The sequence below is a fragment of the Bradyrhizobium sp. WSM3983 genome (genome assembly GCF_000473045.1).
Lineage (GTDB): Bacteria > Pseudomonadota > Alphaproteobacteria > Rhizobiales > Xanthobacteraceae > Bradyrhizobium.
Genome location: NZ_AXAY01000001.1, coordinates 162205 through 181427, shown reverse-complemented (window position 1 = coordinate 181427; position 19223 = coordinate 162205). Strand labels below are relative to the sequence as shown.

The window sequence follows — 19223 nt, the reverse complement described above, 5'->3', positions numbered from 1 at the left end:
ACGGTGGATGGGGAAGACAAAACGATCAGGCGTCGAGATTGTGCAGGCGCTGACGGTTGCGCAGCACGATCTGGCGGGCACCCGAGAAGCCCAAAATGCCCTGGACGTGAAGCTGAGACAGCGCGCGCGACACGGTCTCGAGCGTCAGGCCAAGATAGTCGCCGATGTCGCGCCGGCACATCGGCAGCGCCATCATGCCGGCAACGGCGAGGCGGCGGTCCATTTCGAGCAGGAAGGTCGCGACCCGCTCCATCGCGGTCTTGCGGCCGAGCAGCAGCATGTGGTCCTCGGCGTGGCGCAGTTCGCCTGCGGTCATGGCCCAGAGCTTGCGGGCGACCAGCACGTCGGTGCCGGCGGCCTTCTCGAGGCTCGCGCGCTTCACCAGGCGGACATTGGTGTCGATGATGGCTTCAGCGGCGAGGCGATGGGTGGCGCCAGATTCGAGGCCGAACACGTCGCCGGGAAGATGGAAGGCGCCGATCTGGCGGCGGCCGTCGGAGAGCAGCTTGTAGCTGCGAACCGCGCCAGAGACGACCTGGTAGACATATTCCGCCGGCTCGTCATCGCCGTAGATCTCCTCGTCCTTGCGGTAGGAGAACTCGGTGGCGACCAGGCCGACATGGCCGGTGATCGCACCGAACTGGTCGGTGACGGGATGGGCCGGGGCAATCTTGCCACGAACTTGCGTGTTGATCGCGTGGGTGTTGAGCGTCTGGGTCAGCATCTGCGCCATCTCCGTTGTGATGACGCTTTCCTACGCGGTATCGGGTGCTTCGAAAATTTCGCGAGATATCTTAAGGGGGGTTACCTACGTAGAATCCCGTAGGTCACGCTCGCGGCCGATCCTGGATGGCGCGGCGGATGCGTTTGACCAGATTTTCGTCGAGAAGCGGCTTCAAAATTACCTCTCTCACGCCCGCCGCCACCGCTCGGGCCGATATATTCCCGTCGGGATAGCCGGTGATCAGGATCACCGGGGTGTCACGATCGGACTGGCGCAGCCGGCCAGCGAGCTCGATGCCGTTGATACCGGGCATCTTGTAATCGATGACGTAGCAGTCCGCGCCGGGCAGGCCCGTCGCGTTGAGCAGCGCCGTGGCGTTCCGGAAGGTCCGCACCGCGAAGCCGTCAGTTTCCAGCAGGAAGCGCAATGACCCCAGCACGGCGTCATCGTCGTCGACAACGTAGACGATGGGCTGTGCGGGTGATGCCTTTGGCGACCGCTGATGCTCCGAGCCGATTTCGATCATTTTGATCGCCTAGCACAGGCGGAAGGGGCTGTTTTGACTTGCCTCAACCTGAGCTGCCTCAATCGTTGAGCATGCCGGCCCGCATCGCCAGCCGCACCAGTTCCGACAGGCTGTTGGCCTGCATCTTGGTCATGACATTGGCCCGGTAGACCTCGATGGTGCGCGGGCTGATGTCGTAGTCGCGGGCGATCAGCTTGTTGGAGAGGCCGGCGACCAGACCTTCCATGACCTGGCGCTCCCTCGGGCTCAAGGAGGCAACGCGGGCGGCGATGTCCTGGGCGATGGCCTCGCTCTTGGCCGCCGGCTCCGCCTGGCGGATGGCGGTCTCGATCATGGCAGTGAGGCGGTCGTCCTCGAACGGCTTTTCCAGGAAGTCGACGGCGCCGAGCTTCATCGCCTCCACCGCGAGCGGCACGTCGCCATGGCCGGTCATGATCAGGATCGGAAACCGTGAGTGCTGTGCCTTCATCCGCTTCAACAGCTCGATGCCGTCGAGGCCCGGCATCCTGATGTCGGAGACGACGCAGCCGAAGGCGAGGCCGGGCAGGGCGTCGAGAAAGCTTTGCGCGTTCTCGAACAAATTGACGCCGAATCCTGCGGAATCCAGCAGGAAGTTGAGCGAGTCCCGCATCGCCTCGTCGTCGTCGATGACGTAAACATGTCCCTTGGTCGTCATTGCTCAGGTCTCATCGGCTGCCGGCAAAGTGAAGCGGAATGTCGCGCCGCCCGATGCGTTGCTCTCGGCCACCATGCGGCCGCCGTGAGCTTCAATGATCGAGCGGCTGATCGACAATCCCACGCCCATGCCGGTCTCCTTGGTGGTGAAGAAGGTCTGAAACAGGTTTGGAATGACGTCGTCCTTGAAGCCGGAGCCGGTGTCCGACACCTCGACCTCGATCATGTCGTCACCGATGCGGGCATTGGTGACGACGAGCTCGCGCCGCGGCGACTGCGCCATCGCTTCCAGCGCGTTGCGGAACAGATTGACCAGCACCTGCTGGATCTGCACCCGGTCGGCGAGGACGAGGTCGACGTCCGGATCGAGATTGAAGCGGAGCTGCACGTTCTGCTCGCGCGCGCCGGCAAGGCCGAGCGCGCCGGCCTCCTCGATCAGCTTCGACAGGCTTTCGACTCGCTTCTCGGATTCGCCGCGGGAGACGAAGTCGCGCAAACGCCGGATGATCTGCCCGGCGCGGAGCGCCTGTTCCGAGGCACGATCGAGCGCGCTTTCGATCTTCGCCAGATTCGGATCGGCGCTGCCGGCGAGCAGCCGCCGCGACCCCTTCATGTAGTTGCTGATCGCCGCCAGCGGCTGGTTGATCTCGTGGGCGAGCGCGGAGGCCATCTCGCCCATCGCGGTCAGCCGAGACACATGGACGAGCTCGGACTGCAATTCCTGCAGCCTCGCCTGGGTCTGCTGGTGCTCGGTGAGGTCGCGGACGAAGCCGGTGAAATAGGGCTCTCCGCCCGACTGCATCTCGCCGATCGACAAATGCATCGGGAAAGTGGTCCCGTCGCGGCGCCTGCCGGTGACGATGCGGCCGATGCCGATGATGTGCGGATCGTTCGTCGAGCGGTAGCGCGCGATGTAGCTGTCGTGTCGGGTGCGGTCCGGCTCCGGCATCAGGATGCTGACGTTCTGGCCGATCGCTTCCTGCTCGGACCAGCCGAACAGGCGCTCGGCGGCCGTGCTGAACAGCTGCATGATGCCGCGACCATCGATGACGATCATGGCGTCGGGAATGGTGTGAAGGATGGAGCGGAGGTGGGTCTCGCGCGTGCGCAGCGCTTCCTCGACCTGCTTCTCCTCGTTGATATCGAGGAAGATTCCGCTGAGATGGCGCGCGACGCCGGCATCATCCCGGATCAGACCGGCGCGGGCCCTGATCCATTTGCCCCGCTCGGACGTCCCGGCAATCCTGAAAGAGACGTCGAAGCCGCCGCCACGCTTGCCGACCCGGTCGATCGCCGTCTCGACGCGTTCGCGGTCCTCGGGCTCGAGACGTGACAGGAAGAGGTCGTAGCTCGCCGGCTGGCCCGGCTCGACACCGAGCAGCATCCGCGCGGTTTCCGACCATTCCAGCTCGCGCGTCGTGAGATCAAGATCCCAGGTGCCGACGCCGAACCCCTCGATTCGAACCCGGAAATGCTCGCCACGACCGTCATCTTGGGGATGCGTTACGCGGGTCGGCGACAAGCGATGCTCCTAAAATCCTGACGCGGTGGCCCCTGACGCCATTACCGCTGCCGCAATGTCGCCCAAGCCCGGGCCGGAGGCAAGTTCCGTCGCCGGCCGGAGGGCGGGGCATTGGCGCGCTCTTGATCTATCTCATCTCCAGGAATGAAGGGCGGGCGTACATTTTGGTCAAAGAGAATGCACTGGAGGCTTCCGATGACATACATGACCGTGATGGTCAGCCTGGCGCTGAATCAGCCCAACAATGCGCGCCTTCAGGTCGCGGGTGAGCTTGCCGAACGATTCGAGGCCGCACTTGTCGGGGTCGCCGCCGCGAAGTTCGCCCCGCCGCTTTATTTCACCGATGGTGCCGCGGCTCAGCGCCTGATTGATCAGGAGGAGGCCTCCGTCAAGCGGTGCCTCGCCGATCTGGAGGCGGAATTCCGCGGCGCGACCAGGACTCGCGGCGGGCGCGTTGAATGGCGCGGCGCCACGGATTTTCCGGCGCGATTCGTCTTGGCGCAGGCGCGTTGCGCCGACATCGTCGTCAGCGGCGGGCAGAGCCCGGCCTTCTCCGATGCCTTTTCGCTGGTAAGCTCCAGGGATTTGGTGATGCAGATTGGCCGGCCGCTTCTGGTCGTGCCTGATCGGATCAACTGGCTCGATCTGCGCAGCGTGCTGGTGGCCTGGAAGGACACGCCGGAGGCGCGGCGGGCCGTGGCCGACGCACTGCCGATGCTGCGCAAGGCGAAGGACGTCGCCATCGTCGAGATCCCGGAAGTGGATGACGACCGTTCGGCCGTTATGGCACATGTCAGCGACGTGGCTGCCTGGCTTGCCCGCCACGGCGTCACCGCGACGGCGCGCGCGGCGGAAGCCACGGGCAGTGAGACCGCCGCCGCGCAATTGGAGAGGGTTGCCGGCGATGTCGGCGCCGGCCTGATCGTCGCCGGCGCCTACGGTCATTCCCGCTTCCGCGAGCTGATCCTCGGCGGCGTCACCCAATACCTGGTCACGCAAACCGCCCGCTGCGTGCTGCTGTCGCACTGAGGGCCCGGCAAGACAATGAATCGATGAGGACGCGCCGTGTACAAATTCCTTGAGCAGACCGTCGACGACTACATGACGCGCGGCGTCAGGACGGTGACGCGCGACCTCGACTTGCTCGCGCTCAGCGAGATGTTCGAGCAGGACGATTTCAACTCCTATCCTGTCGCGGACGACGGGTACGTCGTCGGCATCGTCACCAAATTCGACATCCTGAAGTGCTTTGCCTTCACGCCGAGCCAGATGCTGCCGCGCTATCACGACCTGATGAGCCGCAAGGTCGGCGACGTCATGACGCCGGAGTTCATCTATGTCAGCCCCGACACGCGACTGACACGCGTGCTCCAGATCATGGTCGAGCACCGCATCCGGAGCATCATCGTGCTCGACAGGGCCCAGAAGCTGGTCGGAATCGTCGCACGCGAGGACGTCATCGCCGCGCTCAAGGCGACCGCGAGCGACTGACGAATCTTCCTTGAATTCTGTGCGCCCTGGCTCCGTGATTTCACGGAGGCGGCGACGCGTCGCGCGGTTGGCACTGCGCCCAAGCGATTGATATCGCCTGCCGATCGGCAGCAGCCTCACATGGACAGAAATCCATCTATCTTGATTTCAATCAATTCCTCGCGAGGGTGAATGTGGTTTCTGGCGGCGTGTTCTTTCAGAGAGAATCCGCGATGCCCCAGCCCTCCATCTCCAAGACCATGACAACAGGTGAAAGCGGCCTGGCGCTCATCTTCGCGGTCGCTGCCTTCCTGTGCCTGATCGCCTCGGCCAAGGCGCTCGACGCGCCGTTCGCATTCCACGCCGGGCTGAGCGCGGCGGCGAGCCTGGCCGTAGTGTTCTTCATCATCAACCGCTACTACGATCGCCCGGCGGCGCTGCCGCCCGCGGAGATCAATGGTCGTCCCAACTACAACATGGGCCCGATCAAGTTCTCCTCCTTTATGGCGATGTTCTGGGGCATCGCGGGCTTCCTGGTCGGGCTCATCATCGCCTCGCAGCTGGCCTGGCCCGCGCTGAACTTCGACCTGCCCTGGATTCAATTCGGCCGGCTGCGGCCGCTGCACACCTCCGCGGTGATCTTCGCCTTCGGCGGTAACGTTTTGATCGCGACGTCCTTCTATGTCGTGCAGAAGTCCTGCCGCGCGCGGCTTGCCGGCGATCTCGCGCCCTGGTTCGTCGTGCTCGGCTACAATTATTTCATACTGATCGCCGGCACCGGCTATCTGCTCGGCGTCACGCAGTCGAAGGAATATGCCGAGCCGGAATGGTACGCCGACCTCTGGCTGACCATCGTCTGGGTCACCTATCTGCTGGTCTTCCTCGGCACCATCATCAAGCGCAGGGAACCGCACATCTTCGTCGCGAACTGGTTCTATCTCGCCTTCATCGTGACGATCGCGGTTCTGCATCTCGGCAACAATCCCGCGCTGCCGGTGTCGTTCTTCGGCTCGAAATCCTACATCGCCTGGGGCGGCATCCAGGATGCCATGTTCCAATGGTGGTACGGCCATAACGCGGTCGGCTTCTTCCTGACCGCCGGCTTCCTTGCCATCATGTACTACTTCATTCCGAAGCGCGCAGAACGGCCGATTTATTCCTACCGGCTGTCGATCATCCATTTCTGGGCGCTGATCTTCCTCTACATCTGGGCCGGCCCGCACCATCTGCACTACACGGCGCTGCCCGACTGGACGCAGACGCTCGGCATGACCTTCTCGATCATGCTGTGGATGCCCTCCTGGGGCGGCATGATCAACGGCCTGATGACGCTGTCCGGCGCCTGGGACAAGCTGCGCACCGATCCCGTGCTGCGCATGCTCGTCGTCTCCGTTGCCTTCTACGGCATGTCGACCTTCGAGGGGCCGATGATGTCGATCAAGGTGGTCAATTCGCTCAGCCACTACACCGACTGGACCATCGGCCACGTGCATTCCGGCGCGCTCGGCTGGGTCGGCTTCGTTTCCTTCGGCGCGCTGTACTGCCTGGTGCCGTGGGTGTGGAATCGCAAGGGGCTCTACAGCCTGAAGCTCGTCAACTGGCACTTCTGGATCGCTACCCTCGGCATCGTTCTCTACATCTCGGCGATGTGGGTGTCGGGCATCCTCCAGGGCCTGATGTGGCGCGCCTACACCTCGCTCGGCTTCCTCGAATATTCCTTCATCGAGACCGTCGAGGCGATGCATCCCTTCTACGTCATCCGCGCCGCCGGCGGTGCTCTGTTCCTGATCGGCGCGCTGATCATGGCCTTTAACCTCTGGATGACCGTTCGCGTCGGCGAGCAGGAAGTCCAGATGCCCGTCGCTCTTCAGCCGGCGGAATGAGGAGCTTCCCATGTCGTTCTGGACACGCCACCAAATCTTCGAAAAGAACTCGATCATCCTGGTCGTCGGCATTTTGCTGGTGATCGCGATCGGTGGTCTCGTCGAGATCACGCCGCTGTTCTACCTCAAGAGCACGATCGAGGTGGTCGACGGCGTCAGGCCCTATACGCCGCTGGAGCTCGCCGGCCGCAATATCTACGTCCGCGAAGGCTGCTATCTCTGCCATTCGCAGATGATCCGTCCCTTGCGCGACGAGGTCGAGCGTTACGGCCACTTCTCGCTCGCCGCCGAGAGCATGTTCGACCATCCGTTCCAGTGGGGCTCGAAGCGCACCGGTCCCGATCTCGCCCGCGTCGGCGCAAAGTATTCCGACGACTGGCACGTCACCCATCTGACCAACCCGCGCGCGATCGTGCCGCAATCGGTGATGCCGGGCTATCCCTTCCTGGCCCGTACCGAGGTCGATCCGGACACGATCGCCGACCATATGCGCACGCTGCGGACCGTCGGCGTTCCCTATACCGACGACCAGATCGCCAGCGCGGCCGCCGACATGAAGGCCCAGGCCGATCCGGACAATGCCGGCACCGACGCATTCACCAAGCGCTACGCCAAGGCCGTCGTGCGCAATTTCGATGGCAAGACCGGAACGCCGACCGAGATGGACGCGCTGATCGCGTACCTGCAGATGCTCGGCACGCTGGTCGACTTCAAGCTCTACAACGAGAAAGCCAATCTTCGCTGAGAAGGCATCACCGATGAAAGCCATCCTGACACTCGACAATCTCGCGTCCGGTCTCGTGACCACAATCTGGACGCCGGTGTTCGTCGCGATCTTTCTCGCGATCATCGCCTACGCGTTTTGGCCCCGCAACAAGGCCGCGTTCGACGAAGCGGCCAGCCTGCCGCTGCGGGAGGAGTAAGAGATCATGACCGATCATAGCGAAATCGATTCCGTCACCGGCAGGGCCACGACCGGACACGAGTGGGACGGCATCAAGGAGCTCAACACGCCGCTGCCGCGCTGGTGGGTGATCTGCTTCTACCTCACCATCGTCTGGGCGATCGGCTACTGGATCGTCTATCCGGCCTGGCCGCTGATCTCCAGCAATACGACGGGCCTGTTCGGCTACTCGTCGCGCGCCGACGTCGCGCTCGAACTTGCCAATCTCGACAAGATCCGGGGTGACAAGATGGCGGCGCTGGGCGCGGCCTCGCTCGCCGACATCGAGAAAGATCCTGCCCTGCTGGCGCTCGCCCGCGCCAAGGGCAAGACCGTGTTCGGCGACAATTGCGCGCCGTGCCACGGCTCCGGCGCGGCCGGCGCCAAGGGCTTTCCGAACCTGAACGACGACGACTGGCTGTGGGGCGGCACGCTCGACCAGATCTTGCAGACCATCCAGTTCGGCGCACGCTCTGGCCACGCCAAGACGCATGAGGGCCAGATGCTGGCCTTTGGCAAGGACGGCGTGCTGAAGGGCGACGAGATCGTCACGGTTGCCAATTACGTGCGCTCGCTGTCTGGCCTCTCGACCCGGAAAGGTTATGACGCCGCCAAGGGCGAGAAGATCTTTGCGGACAATTGCGCCGCCTGTCACGCCGACGGCGGCAAGGGCAATCAGGAGCTCGGCGCCGCCAATTTGACCGACAAGATCTGGCTTTACGGCTCGGACGAGGCGACCCTGATCGAGACCATCAGCCAGGGCCGCGCCGGCGTCATGCCGGCCTGGGAAGGGCGGCTCGATCCTTCGACCATCAAGGCCATGGCGGTCTACGTCCACTCACTGGGCGGTGGCAAGTAGAGCGGCGAGGGATTGAAGTCGAATGGAGTTCGATCGACGGCAACGCACCTCCAAACAAAACTGCCCCCGCTTGAGCTGGATCAATCGACGCGGCGGCGTCGGGTCTAGGTTTAATCGCACCTTTCGAGAAGTTCTAACGCGATGAACAAGACCGTGAACACGAACGAGCTCACATCGGACGACGATAACGGGCCGCTCTATGTGGCCCAGAAGAAGGTGTATCCCCAGAGCATCTCCGGCACCTTCCGCCGGATCAAATGGGGCCTGATGGCGTTCTGCCTCGGCGTCTACTACTTCCTGCCCTTCGTGCGCTGGAACCGCGGCCTTGGCGCGCCCAGCCAGGCGGTGCTGATCGATCTTCCCAACAGCCGCTTCTATTTCTTCTTCATCGAGCTGTGGCCGCAGGAGATCTACTATTTCACCGGTCTGCTGATCGTCGCTGCGGTGGCCTTGTTCCTGATGAACTCGGTCGGCGGCCGCATCTGGTGCGGTTACCTCTGCCCGCAGACGGTCTGGACCGATTTGTTCTACGCCGTCGAACGCTTCGTCGAAGGCGACCGCCGCGAGCGGATGCGCAAGGACAAGTCGGGCGGCGCGCTGACGCTCAAGCGCGTCTCCGAGATCGCCCTGAAGCATTCGATCTGGCTGATGATCGCGTGGTGGACCGGCGGCGCCTGGGTGCTCTATTTCAACGATGCGCCGACGCTGGTGAAGGAGCTTCTGACCTTCCAGGCGCCGATGATCGCCTATATCTGGATCGGCATCCTGACGGCGACCACCTATGTGCTCGCCGGCTTCATGCGCGAGCAGGTCTGCACCTATATGTGTCCCTGGCCGCGCATCCAGGCGGCGCTCACCGACGAATGGGCGCTCAACGTCACCTATCGCTATGACCGCGGCGAGAAGCGCACTTCGGTGAAGAAGGCCGCTGAGCTGCGCGCGCTCGGCGAACATGTCGGCGACTGCGTCGACTGCTATCAATGCGTCGCGGTCTGTCCGACCGGCATCGACATTCGCAACGGATCGCAGCTCGAATGCATCCAGTGCGGGCTCTGCATCGACGCCTGCGACAACGTCATGACCAAGATCGGCCGGCCGAAGCGGCTGATCGGCTATGACAACGACATCAACATCCAGCGCCGCCAGGAAGGCAAAGCGCCGATCTATCGCATCGTCCGCGCCCGCACCGTCGCCTACAGTGCGATCATCGCAGCCGTCGGTGGCATCATGCTCTACACGCTGGCGACCCGCAGTCTGCTCGACGTCAACGTGCTGCACGACCGCAACCCGGTCGCGGTCAAGCTCAGCGACGGCTCGATCCGCAACGCCTATACGGTGCGGCTGCTCAACAAGAGCGGCTACGACCGCGTCGTCGCGATCGACGCAGACGGCCCGGTCAATCTGACCACGCATGTCGTCGGCGCGGATTCCGTGACGCCGGACCGGCCGATGATCGTGATCCCGCGCGATAGCACCAGCGAACTGCGCCTGCTCGTCACGGCGCCTGCCGACAGCAATCCGGAGAAGTCGATCCCGGTGCGTTTCCATGTCACCGACATCGGGCTCGGTGAGGTCGCCACCACCACCGATAATTTCGTCGCGCCGTAAGATCAGGAGACCGCCATGGCCATCAAGCCGCTGACCGGAACAAAGGTGTTCCTGATGCTGGTCGCCTTCTTCGGTATCGTGATTGGCGTCAACGTCACCATGATGAAGCTCGCGATCGCAACGCTGCCGGGCACCGACGTCGACAGCCCCTATGCCGCGGGCCTTGCCTACGACCGCGAGATCTCGGCGGCGCAGGACCAGGCCACGCGCAAATGGAAGGTCAGTGCGCATATCGAGCGGCGCGCCGATGGCAATGCCGTGCTTCAGGTCGAGGCGCGCGACGCGGCGGGCCAGCCGGTGACCGGATTGAAATTCGCAGGCCGCCTGGAGCGGCCGACCGACAAGCGCGCCGACCTCGCGATCGAGCTCGCAGAGGCCGGCATCGGCATCTATCGTGGCAATGCCGCGTCCGTCGCGCCGGGCCAGTGGGATCTCGTCATCGAGGGCGATGCCAAGGGTGAGCGCGTATTCCTGTCGCGCAACCGTGTGATCCTGAACTGAAGGTCTCCCATGCAGGTGACGCGCGATTTCTCCCACTACGTCCGCGCCGCGGGTGCGGGCCTGCAGCACATCGATCTCGCGGTCGAGGGCGTTCACTGTGCCGGCTGCATGGCCAAGATCGAGCGCGGTCTCTCCGCCATCCCCGATGTCACGCTGGCGCGCGTGAATCTCACCGACCGCCGCGTCGCGCTGGAATGGAAAGAGGGTGCGCTCGATCCTATCAGCCTCATCGATCGGCTCGAGGAGCTCGGCTACAAGGCCTATCCTTACGAGACCGAGAGTGCGGAGGCGACCGAGGTCGCGGAATCGCGCTTCCTGCTGCGCTGCCTCGGCGTCGCTGCGTTCGCCACCATGAACGTGATGATGCTGTCGATCCCGGTGTGGTCGGGCAATGTCTCGGACATGCTGCCCGAGCAGCGCGACTTCTTCCACTGGCTGTCGGCGCTGATCGCGCTTCCGGCGGCAGCCTATGCCGGCCAGCCGTTCTTCCGCTCGGCCTGGCGCGCGCTGTCGAACAAGACGACAAACATGGATGTGCCGATCTCGATCGGCGTGTGTCTCGCGCTCGGCATGTCCGTGGTCGAGACCATCCATCACGCCGAGCACGCTTATTTCGACGCCGCGATCATGCTGCTCACGTTCCTGCTGGTCGGCCGTTTCCTCGACCAGAACATGCGGCGGCGGACCCGCGCGGTCGCCGGCAATCTCGCGGCGCTCAAGGCGGAGACCGCGGCAAAATTCGTCGGGCCTGATGAGATCTCGCAGGTGCCGGTCGCCGCGATCCATCCCGGCGACATCGTGCTGCTGCGGCCCGGCGAGCGCTGCGCTGTCGACGGCACCGTGATCGAGGGGCGTTCCGATATCGACCAGAGCCTGATCACGGGCGAGACGCTCTATGTCACGGCCGAGCAGGGCACGCCGGTCTATGCGGGCTCGATGAACATCTCCGGCACGCTGCGGGTGCGGGTCTCGGCCGCGTCGGAGGCAACGCTGCTGGCCGAGATCACCCGTCTCCTCGACAACGCTCTGCAGGCCCGCTCGCGCTACGTGCGGCTCGCCGATCGCGCCTCGCGGCTCTATGCGCCGGTGGTGCATGCGACCGCGCTGGTCACCATTCTGGGCTGGGTCATCGCGGGCGCGACTTGGCACGATGCGATCGTCACCGGCGTTGCGGTTCTGATCATCACCTGTCCCTGCGCACTCGGGCTCGCGATCCCCACCGTGCAGACGGTGGCTTCGGGCGCGATGTTCAAAGCGGGTGTGCTGCTCAATTCCGGCGATGCCATCGAGCGTCTCGCCGAAGCCGACCACGTCATCTTCGACAAGACCGGAACGCTGACGCTGCCCGATCTCGACGTGACCAATGCGGCCGATATCCCCGCCAATATTTTTCAACTCGCCGGCCGCCTCGCGCTGTCGAGCCATCATCCCGTCGCCGCTGCGGTCGCGCAGGCCGCGGACGCAAGATCGCCGATCGTGGGCGCGGTCGAGGAAGCCGGGCAGGGTGTGTGCGCTGTGGTCGATGGCGTTGAGTTCCGCCTCGGCCGTCCGTCTTTCTGCGGCGCTGAGGCGTTGATCGGCAGCGTCACGCTCGATCCCGACGCCTCTATCGTAGCCTTCAGCAAGGGCAGCGAAAAGTTCATCCTCTCGGTGCGTCAGGGTCTGCGTCCGGATGCGCAGGCCGTGATCGCGGCGCTGAAGGATCGTCACATCGGCATCGAGATTCTCTCCGGCGACCGGGAGCCCGCGGTGATTGCGGCGGCCCATGCGCTGGGCATCGCCGAATGGCGCGCCGGCGTCACGCCGGCCGACAAGATCGCGCGGATCGAGGAATTGAAGCGGCGCGGCACAAAGGTGCTGATGGTCGGCGACGGCATGAACGACGCGCCGTCGCTCGCGGCAGCCCATGTCTCGATGTCGCCGATCTCGGCTGCGCATCTGAGCCAGGCCACCGCCGATCTCGTCTTCCTCGGCCGGCCGCTGGCGCCGGTCGTGACCGCGATCGATTCCGCGCGCAAGGCGCTGCATCTGATGCGGCAGAACGTCTGGCTGGCAATCGGTTACAATGTGCTGGCCGTGCCGGTCGCGATCAGCGGCGTGGTGACGCCCCTGATTGCCGCGGCCGCCATGAGCGGATCCTCGATCCTGGTGATGCTGAATTCGCTACGCGCCCGCGGCGCCTCGCGGGAGATCGCGTGATGGAGATCCTGGTCATTTTGGTGCCGCTCGCTCTGATGCTCGGCCTTGCCGGCCTCGCGGCCTTCCTCTGGTCGCTCCGCAGCGGCCAATACGACGATCTCGACGGCGCCGCCTGGCGGGCGATTGCCGACGACGACCCGCCGCCGCGGGAAGCGCCGGCGAAGCGCTAGCGCTTCAAGGCGAAGGTGAGCAGGGCAGCCGCGGCGAGCGCCACCCCGACCCCCGTGACACAGGCATGCCAGCCGAAGGCGTCGAACAGACGTCCGAGCACCGCCGTACCGACCAGCCCGCCACAGAAATAACACGCAAGATAGGTGCCGCTGGCAACGCCGCGGTTGTCGTCCGCAGTCTGGCCGACGAAGCCGGTGGTCGCGGCTTGGGCGAAAAAGGTTCCGACGCCGAGCAGAACCATTCCGGTCAGCACTTCGCCGAGACGAGCCGAAAGCATCAGCGGCAAGCCGACGCCGGCGACCGCGAGCGCTGCCCATATCGTCGTACGTGTTCCCAGGCGCGATGCGACCCGACCAGCCAGCAACGTCGTGACGACCGACGGCAGGAAGACGAAGTAGACCAGGCCGAGGTCCATCATGCCGAGTGACAGCGGCGGCCGAACCAGAACGAAATTGACGAACGTGAAGGTGCCGATGAAGGCGAACAGGATGCAGAAGCCGATGCCGAAGGCGGCGCGCAGCCGCGGATCGCGCCAATGCGCGATCATGGCCGCCAGCGGTGATCTCGGCGGCATCATCGCATGCATCGGTTGCACGTGCTTGATGGTGAAATGGACGAGCACGGCGCCGGCCAGATTAAGGGCGGCAAAGAAATAGAAGTTCCAGGCGAGGCCAAGGCCGTCGGCGACCGCCGCGGAGATCAGCCGGCCGATCAGATTGCTGGCGACGTTTCCGGTGATGTAGGCGGCAAACGCGCTACCGGCGTCCAAGGGGCCGCATTGCTCGCCAAGATGGGCGAGCGTCAGTGCGAAGGCGGATGCCATGCACAGGCCTTGCGCGACCCGCAAGGCGGTGAAGACGGTGAGATTTGGCGCGGACGCCAGCAGGCTCGTCGGGATTGCCAGCAGCATGAGGCTGAGCAGGATTCCGGTCCGGCGGTTGATATGCGGGCTGAGCAAGCCGACAACGAGGCTTGCGACGGCCATGCCGAAGGTGCTGGCGTTGACCGCAAAGCCCATCGCCGCGGGCGTGACGCCGTAATGACGCGTCAGCGAGGGGAGGATTGCCTGCGTCGCGAAGAGGTCGACGACGGTCAGGAAGGCAGTCAGGCCGATGACGAGCGAACGAAGCGCAACTCGTGCGGCATGCGTATCCGGAGCGATCGCGTCGGTCCCGACACGCGTGGAAAGGTCAGCCATGATGCGGCTCCTCCTGTGGTGGACGCGGCGCCCGGCAGGCTGGACGGTATACGAAATACCGAGCGCCGCATCCGGTAACGGGTGCGCTGGGGCAGGTCCGCTCGCTACATGTTGTGGTCGTGCGGGTCCCTGCGAACGTCGCCGACATAGAGAATGACCGTCTCCTTGCCGCGGTTCTTCCACCAGTGCGAAGTGCCGAACACCTCCGGACGGATGTCGCCGGCCTTGTGCACGATCGGATCGACGCAGTTGGAGGAGTATTCGACGATCTCGCCCTGCTGCACGAAGATCAAAGCGGGGCGATCGTCGTGGCTGTGCCAGGGCACGATGCCGCCGGGCTCGATGGTCAGCTTGCGGAAGCGAAGCTCGCGGCCTTCGATATGCGCCGGCTGCTTGCCGAGGTCGATCGCGCCGAGCGTGACGTCGGTGACGCCGACCGGCTTGTAGTCCACCATCTGCTGCGCATTTGGCTTGATCTTGTCGGCGGGGCATTCGCCCGCAAGCACCGGTTGCGCGAGAAGCGTCAATGTGCCGGCGATGGCGAGGCCCGGCCAGATCAGGCGTGACAATGTGGGATGCTTGGACATGAGACGTCTCCTGTGTTGGCCGCAACTTCGCTGGTTGCCGGCTATGGCAGGAGCCTGGTCGAGACCGCGTCCTTCCTGAAATGCCGGTTGGCTCTGGATGCGATAGTCCCGCGCTATGTTGATGCGCAGCGGCTATCGAACCGATCGGGGATCGGCATTTCCGTCTGACCGGGAGCGGGCATTGGATGGCCGTCACCCCTTGCGCGAGGGGCCGAAGGCAAAAATAATGGAAACTCGATGCCGGAGCCGGAGATGACATCACTTTCGCCAGCCGACGCCGAACGTCTCAGGCTCGCCTTCCAGCGCTGCCGCGATATGGAAGGGACCCTGAACGAGCAGCTCCACGCCTATGCCGACGCCAGCCGCGAGGTTTTTCCGGCCTATGGCGAGGCGGTCGATCGCCTGGTGGTGCGATTGAACGGCAATGGCGGCGGCGAGACCGCGCCGCATCCGGGCGACGCGATGCCGCCATTTATGTTGCCCGACGAGACGGGGCGTTTGGTCGCGCTATCCGCGCTGCTGGAGCAGGGCCCGGTCGCGGTGATGTTCTTTCGCGGACACTGGTGTCCCTATTGCCGCCTCAATATGCGGGCGGTGGCCCAGGCCGAAGCGCGCATCCGGGCGATGGGCGCGCAGGTCGTCGCGATCATGCCCGAGACCCAGGAGTTCACCGAACAGCTCAAGGACGATGCGGACGCGCGGTTTCCAATCCTGACCGATCTCGACAATGGCTATGCGCTGTCGCTGAACCTCGCGATCTGGCTTGGCACGGAGATCCAGCAATTGCTGTCGTACCAGGACATGGCGAAGTTTCACGGCAATGACGGCTGGATGCTGCCGATCCCGGCCGTGTTCGTCGTCGGTCGCGACGGGATCGTGAGGGCCCGCTTCGTCGATCCGGATTTCCGCAAGCGCATGGAGATCGATGACCTGCTCGCGGCGCTGGAGAGTGCGAGCCGGGAGCGGTGAATTCCGCGCGGGGACAACTACCCCACAACGATGCGCCAATCCGCGCCGCGCAGCATGCGCATCACGGCATTGGCGACCGCCGTGCGCTGCCGGCCCGCGACGCCATAGAGGCTGACAGTGCGGCGCGCGTCGAGACCGGTGACCGTGGCGCGTGTCAGGCTCTCCGGCACGGGCGAGGTGCGCGGCATCATGGCGATGCCGAAATCAGCCTCCACCAGTTCGATCAGGTCACGCTCGCTCGAAATTTCGTGGCCGTGGTCCACATCGATGCCCTGCTCGCGCAAGCTTGCGGAGATGCGCCTGGAATGCTCGCAATAGCTGCGGCCGAGCAGTTGCTCCGCGCGCAGATCGTCTGGCTCGATCGTGTCGTGGCCGGCGAGCCGGTGCTCTCTGCTGACGACGAGGTCGAACGCTTCGGTGAACAGCGGCCAGGTGTCAAGCCGATCCCAGGCTTCGTCGATCTCGGCGGCGATGCCGAGCTCGGCTTCGCCCTTCTTCAGGAATTCGCCGACCTCGCGGCTGGTCCCGCGCAGGAAGCGGAATTCGAGACGATTGAACTGCCGCCTGATCTCGTTGAGATGCGGAATCAGCAGCGACAGGTCGATCGAATGCGTCAGCGCGATGCGCAGCGCGCCGATCTCTCCGCTCTTGAACGAGGAGGCAAGCGAGCGTGCGCCGGCGGCGGCATCATAGCACTGCTTCAGCAGCGGATGCATGCGCTGACCGAGCTCGGTCAATTGCGCGGCCGGCCGTTCACGGCGGAACAGGTCGCCGCCGAGCTCGGCCTCGAGCAGCTTGATCGCGCGCGTCAGCGAGGGCTGTGTGACGTTGCACTCCTCGGCCGCGCGCGTGAAATTCAACAGCTGCGCCACCGCGAGGAAATAGCGGACCTGGTGCATTTCCATGGATCGGCTCCCAGCGAGATCGCCCCGAAATCTAGCCGACCGGAGCCGGAAATGACATCCCACCCGCGATAGCGCGGACGTATGGACTCGGAAGCCGGCCGGCATTTCAAAAGGTCCCGTAATCCCGTAAAACGATCAGGCGTAACATAACCACCGCGTTCGACGTATATTCGACCAGTACGGGCTCACCAGGAGCGAACCATGAACGGCATGCAAGGCAAAGGTATTGGCCTCCCGGGTCAGGTCGTCCTCGTGCTGCAAGGCGGCGGCGCGCTCGGCTCGTACCAGGCCGGCGTCTACCAGGCGCTGCACGAGGCTGGCATCGAGCCGGACTGGGTGATCGGCACCTCGATCGGCGCCATCAATGCAAGCCTCATTGCAGGCAACGCGCCGGATCACCGGCTCGCGCGTTTGCGGGAATTCTGGAAGCGGATGGAGCAGAAACCGGTCTGGGGTCCGGGCAGCATCTTTCCCGGCTTCAACGAGAAGCTGGCCTATTGGTCGACCGTCACCCACGGCGTTGCCGGCTTCTTCCGGCCCAATCCGCTGGCACATGTCAGCGAGTCCTACCCACTCGGCGCCGATCACGCTGGATTCTATTCAACCGCGCCACTGGAGACGACGCTGCGCGAGCTGGTCGATTTCGATCTGGCCAATCGCTGCGCGCCGCGACTCACGGTCGGCGCGGCTCATGTCGGCACCAGCCAGATGCGCTATTTCGACAGCCGCGACGGCGAGCTGACGGTGAAGCACGTGATGGCTTCGGGCGCGCTGCCGCCGGCCTTCCCGGCGGTGCGCATCGATGGCGAGCTGTATTGGGACGGCGGCATCCTATCGAACACGCCGACAGAAGCCGTGTTCGACGACAATCCGCGCAGGGACTCGCTGATCTTCTCCGTGCATCTGTGGAATCCCGTCGGCGGCGAGCCGACGACGATGGCGGAGGTGCTCAACCGGCACAAGGACGTGCAGTATTCAAGCCGCATCGCCAGCCAGATCGTCCGCCAGCAGCAGGCCCATCGCCTGCGCCACGTCATCAACCAGCTTGCGGCACGATTGCCCAAGAGCGAGCGCGACGATCCCGCGGTGAGAGATTTGATCGGCTACGGCTGCTCGACGCGTATGCATGTGGTGCGGTTGCTGGCGCCGCAGCTCGAGCGCGAGACCCATACCAAGGACATCGACTTCAGCCCGTCGGGGATCACGCGGCGCTGGAATGCGGGCTACGCTCACACCAGGTCCGTGCTCGCGCGAAAGCCGTGGGTCGGCGAATTCGATCCGTTGTCGGGCGTGGTGCTGCATGAGCAAATGGACGAGATGCCACTGGCGGCGGAATAGCGCCACAAGCCGCCGCTCGCTTCATGGAATTGCCACAGGCCTTGTGGATCGTCGGCGCCGGTCCGCAGTCGAAAAGGCTCTGCAAGTGGTGTCCGGCAACGATCTGGAATTGGCTCTCGATCAGGTCCGCGCTGGTGCGGCCGGACCGATCCCGGGCGTGTTCGGTCCGGACTCGGTGACCTGGCGGATCGATCGCGAGGCCGTCATCTTTCTCGGCGCCGGCCGTGCGCTGCTGCTTCAACTCGCCCACCCCTGGGTCGCCGCGGCCATCGCCGAGCATTCCAAAACCCTTGCCGATCCGATCGGCCGCTTCCATCGCACCTTCGACATCGTGTTCGCCATGGTGTACGGCTCGCTCGACCGGGCCATGCTGTCGTCGCGGCAGCTGCACCGGCGCCACTCGATGATCACAGGCCTGATGCCGGAGACGATCGGTCCGTTCGCAGCTGGCTCGCGCTACTGTGCCAACGACATCCCGTCGCTGCGCTGGGTTCATGCGACGCTGGTCGAGACCGCGCTGATGGCGCACGATCTGGTTCTGCCGCCGCTCTCGGCCGAAGAGCGCGAGCGCTACTGGAGCGAGAGCCGGACGTTTGGCGCGCTGTTCGGTCTGACCGGCGATGATCTGCCGGCGGACTGGTCAGGTTTCACAACTTACACCGCCGCGATGGCGCAGTCGGACACGCTGACCGTCAGTCCGGCGGCGCGCGAGATCGCCGCGCAGATCTTTGGCGGTGCGCGTCCGTGGCTGCGACCGCCGCGATGGTATCGCGCGCTCACGGCAAGCCTGTTGCCGGAGCGTCTGCGCGCAGGCTTTGGGTTTGAGCTCGATGAGCGCGACAAGAGGGCAGCCGAAAACGCGCTGCGATGGATCAAGCGTGTCTATCCGAAATTGCCGGACCGGCTGCGCTATGTCGGTCCTTACCAGGAAGCGCAGGCCAGGCTACGCGGCGAGCTGCAGCCGGACTGGATGACGCGCTGCCTCAACCGCGCCTGGATCGGCCGGTCGCAGATGGACGTGCGTGGGAAGGGGTGAGGTGCTCCACTCTTAATCCGTCATCCTGAGGCGCGAGTGGCGCGATGCAGATGCATCGCGCCGGGAGCCTCGAAGGATGCACGGCCCCGCTGTTGCAGCCGGGCCGTCG

General features: G+C 64.6%; 20 protein-coding genes. 13 read left to right on the top strand and 7 right to left on the bottom strand.

The features are described 5' to 3' along the window. Positions 1–25: 25 nt before the first annotated feature. From YUA_RS0100850 to fixL, 4 genes are all read right to left on the bottom strand, one after another. Positions 26–724: a helix-turn-helix domain-containing protein gene (locus YUA_RS0100850; RefSeq protein WP_027528930.1), complete on the bottom strand. Its 699-nt coding sequence runs from the start codon at positions 722–724 to the stop codon at positions 26–28. A 103-nt stretch (positions 725–827) separates the two neighbouring features. Then, positions 828–1250, bottom strand: a complete 423-nt coding sequence (locus YUA_RS0100845; protein WP_027528929.1) for a response regulator — start codon at positions 1248–1250, stop codon at positions 828–830. 58 nt (positions 1251–1308) lie between these two features. Beyond that, complete coding sequence (fixJ, locus tag YUA_RS0100840; protein WP_027528928.1) at positions 1309–1926, bottom strand: response regulator FixJ; 618 nt, start codon at positions 1924–1926, stop codon at positions 1309–1311. Between the two features lie 3 nt (positions 1927–1929). Beyond that, positions 1930–3447 (bottom strand): sensor protein FixL, encoded by a 1518-nt coding sequence (fixL, locus tag YUA_RS0100835; protein ID WP_027528927.1) that lies wholly within the window; start codon positions 3445–3447, stop codon positions 1930–1932. A 195-nt stretch (positions 3448–3642) separates the two neighbouring features. Here fixL and YUA_RS0100830 point away from each other — a divergent pair, with 195 nt between their 5' ends. From YUA_RS0100830 to ccoS, 10 genes are all read left to right on the top strand, one after another. Next, the gene (locus YUA_RS0100830; RefSeq protein WP_027528926.1) at positions 3643–4476 is read left to right on the top strand and encodes a universal stress protein; all 834 of its coding nucleotides are present in this window, start codon (positions 3643–3645) and stop codon (positions 4474–4476) included. 36 nt (positions 4477–4512) lie between these two features. Continuing rightward, a complete protein-coding gene (locus YUA_RS0100825; RefSeq protein ID WP_027528925.1) occupies positions 4513–4938 on the top strand; it encodes an HPP family protein in 426 nt (141 codons plus the stop codon). A 212-nt stretch (positions 4939–5150) separates the two neighbouring features. Then, entirely contained in the window at positions 5151–6800 is a 1650-nt protein-coding gene (gene ccoN, locus YUA_RS0100820; protein WP_035970348.1) for a cytochrome-c oxidase, cbb3-type subunit I, read from the top strand. A gap of 10 nt (positions 6801–6810) precedes the next feature. Next, positions 6811–7545: a cytochrome-c oxidase, cbb3-type subunit II gene (gene ccoO, locus YUA_RS0100815; RefSeq protein WP_027528923.1), complete on the top strand. Its 735-nt coding sequence runs from the start codon at positions 6811–6813 to the stop codon at positions 7543–7545. A gap of 13 nt (positions 7546–7558) precedes the next feature. Beyond that, positions 7559–7723, top strand: coding sequence for a CcoQ/FixQ family Cbb3-type cytochrome c oxidase assembly chaperone (locus YUA_RS0100810; protein ID WP_027528922.1), 165 nt, complete (start codon positions 7559–7561; stop codon positions 7721–7723). A gap of 6 nt (positions 7724–7729) precedes the next feature. Then, positions 7730–8602 (top strand): cytochrome-c oxidase, cbb3-type subunit III, encoded by an 873-nt coding sequence (gene ccoP / locus YUA_RS0100805; RefSeq protein WP_027528921.1) that lies wholly within the window; start codon positions 7730–7732, stop codon positions 8600–8602. Positions 8603–8743: 141 nt separating this feature from the next. Further along, complete coding sequence (gene ccoG / locus YUA_RS0100800) at positions 8744–10210, top strand: cytochrome c oxidase accessory protein CcoG (RefSeq protein ID WP_027528920.1); 1467 nt, start codon at positions 8744–8746, stop codon at positions 10208–10210. 15 nt (positions 10211–10225) lie between these two features. Continuing rightward, on the top strand, positions 10226–10711 hold the full coding sequence (locus tag YUA_RS0100795) for a FixH family protein (protein WP_027528919.1): 486 nt from the start codon (positions 10226–10228) through the stop codon (positions 10709–10711). A 9-nt stretch (positions 10712–10720) separates the two neighbouring features. Beyond that, complete coding sequence (locus tag YUA_RS0100790; protein WP_027528918.1) at positions 10721–12910, top strand: cation-translocating P-type ATPase; 2190 nt, start codon at positions 10721–10723, stop codon at positions 12908–12910. Further along, positions 12910–13080 (top strand): cbb3-type cytochrome oxidase assembly protein CcoS, encoded by a 171-nt coding sequence (gene ccoS / locus YUA_RS0100785; protein ID WP_027528917.1) that lies wholly within the window; start codon positions 12910–12912, stop codon positions 13078–13080. The genes YUA_RS0100790 and ccoS overlap by 1 nt, the downstream gene beginning before the upstream one ends. Here ccoS and YUA_RS0100780 read toward each other — a convergent pair. Both YUA_RS0100780 and YUA_RS0100775 read right to left on the bottom strand, forming a co-directional pair. Next, the gene (locus YUA_RS0100780) at positions 13077–14279 is read right to left on the bottom strand and encodes an MFS transporter (RefSeq protein ID WP_027528916.1); all 1203 of its coding nucleotides are present in this window, start codon (positions 14277–14279) and stop codon (positions 13077–13079) included. The genes ccoS and YUA_RS0100780 overlap by 4 nt on opposite strands. A gap of 104 nt (positions 14280–14383) precedes the next feature. After that, a complete protein-coding gene (locus YUA_RS0100775; RefSeq protein WP_027528915.1) occupies positions 14384–14866 on the bottom strand; it encodes a cupin domain-containing protein in 483 nt (160 codons plus the stop codon). 252 nt (positions 14867–15118) lie between these two features. Between YUA_RS0100775 and YUA_RS0100770 the strand changes: the two genes are divergently transcribed. Beyond that, positions 15119–15835, top strand: a complete 717-nt coding sequence (locus tag YUA_RS0100770) for a peroxiredoxin-like family protein (protein ID WP_027528914.1) — start codon at positions 15119–15121, stop codon at positions 15833–15835. Between the two features lie 17 nt (positions 15836–15852). On the opposite strand, the gene YUA_RS0100765 is transcribed toward YUA_RS0100770, so the two are convergent. After that, complete coding sequence (locus YUA_RS0100765; RefSeq protein WP_027528913.1) at positions 15853–16740, bottom strand: LysR family transcriptional regulator; 888 nt, start codon at positions 16738–16740, stop codon at positions 15853–15855. Positions 16741–16941: 201 nt separating this feature from the next. On the opposite strand from YUA_RS0100765, the gene YUA_RS0100760 reads away from it, so the two are divergent. Together YUA_RS0100760 and YUA_RS0100755 are read left to right on the top strand one after the other, a co-directional pair. Next, a complete protein-coding gene (locus YUA_RS0100760; RefSeq protein ID WP_027528912.1) occupies positions 16942–18078 on the top strand; it encodes a patatin-like phospholipase family protein in 1137 nt (378 codons plus the stop codon). Positions 18079–18163: 85 nt separating this feature from the next. After that, complete coding sequence (locus tag YUA_RS0100755; RefSeq protein ID WP_027528911.1) at positions 18164–19114, top strand: oxygenase MpaB family protein; 951 nt, start codon at positions 18164–18166, stop codon at positions 19112–19114. Positions 19115–19223: the final 109 nt, after the last annotated feature.

Coding starts and splice junctions, on each gene's coding strand:
- YUA_RS0100850 (WP_027528930.1), bottom strand. CDS start 724: ATGCTGACCCAGACGCTCAACACCCACGCGATCAACACGCAAGTTCGT.
- YUA_RS0100845 (WP_027528929.1), bottom strand. CDS start 1,250: ATGATCGAAATCGGCTCGGAGCATCAGCGGTCGCCAAAGGCATCACCC.
- fixJ (WP_027528928.1), bottom strand. CDS start 1,926: ATGACGACCAAGGGACATGTTTACGTCATCGACGACGACGAGGCGATG.
- YUA_RS0100830 (WP_027528926.1), top strand. CDS start 3,643: ATGACATACATGACCGTGATGGTCAGCCTGGCGCTGAATCAGCCCAAC.
- ccoN (WP_035970348.1), top strand. CDS start 5,151: ATGCCCCAGCCCTCCATCTCCAAGACCATGACAACAGGTGAAAGCGGC.
- ccoO (WP_027528923.1), top strand. CDS start 6,811: ATGTCGTTCTGGACACGCCACCAAATCTTCGAAAAGAACTCGATCATC.
- YUA_RS0100810 (WP_027528922.1), top strand. CDS start 7,559: ATGAAAGCCATCCTGACACTCGACAATCTCGCGTCCGGTCTCGTGACC.
- ccoP (WP_027528921.1), top strand. CDS start 7,730: ATGACCGATCATAGCGAAATCGATTCCGTCACCGGCAGGGCCACGACC.
- ccoG (WP_027528920.1), top strand. CDS start 8,744: ATGAACAAGACCGTGAACACGAACGAGCTCACATCGGACGACGATAAC.
- YUA_RS0100795 (WP_027528919.1), top strand. CDS start 10,226: ATGGCCATCAAGCCGCTGACCGGAACAAAGGTGTTCCTGATGCTGGTC.
- YUA_RS0100790 (WP_027528918.1), top strand. CDS start 10,721: ATGCAGGTGACGCGCGATTTCTCCCACTACGTCCGCGCCGCGGGTGCG.
- ccoS (WP_027528917.1), top strand. CDS start 12,910: ATGGAGATCCTGGTCATTTTGGTGCCGCTCGCTCTGATGCTCGGCCTT.
- YUA_RS0100780 (WP_027528916.1), bottom strand. CDS start 14,279: ATGGCTGACCTTTCCACGCGTGTCGGGACCGACGCGATCGCTCCGGAT.
- YUA_RS0100775 (WP_027528915.1), bottom strand. CDS start 14,866: ATGTCCAAGCATCCCACATTGTCACGCCTGATCTGGCCGGGCCTCGCC.
- YUA_RS0100770 (WP_027528914.1), top strand. CDS start 15,119: ATGACATCACTTTCGCCAGCCGACGCCGAACGTCTCAGGCTCGCCTTC.
- YUA_RS0100765 (WP_027528913.1), bottom strand. CDS start 16,740: ATGGAAATGCACCAGGTCCGCTATTTCCTCGCGGTGGCGCAGCTGTTG.
- YUA_RS0100760 (WP_027528912.1), top strand. CDS start 16,942: ATGAACGGCATGCAAGGCAAAGGTATTGGCCTCCCGGGTCAGGTCGTC.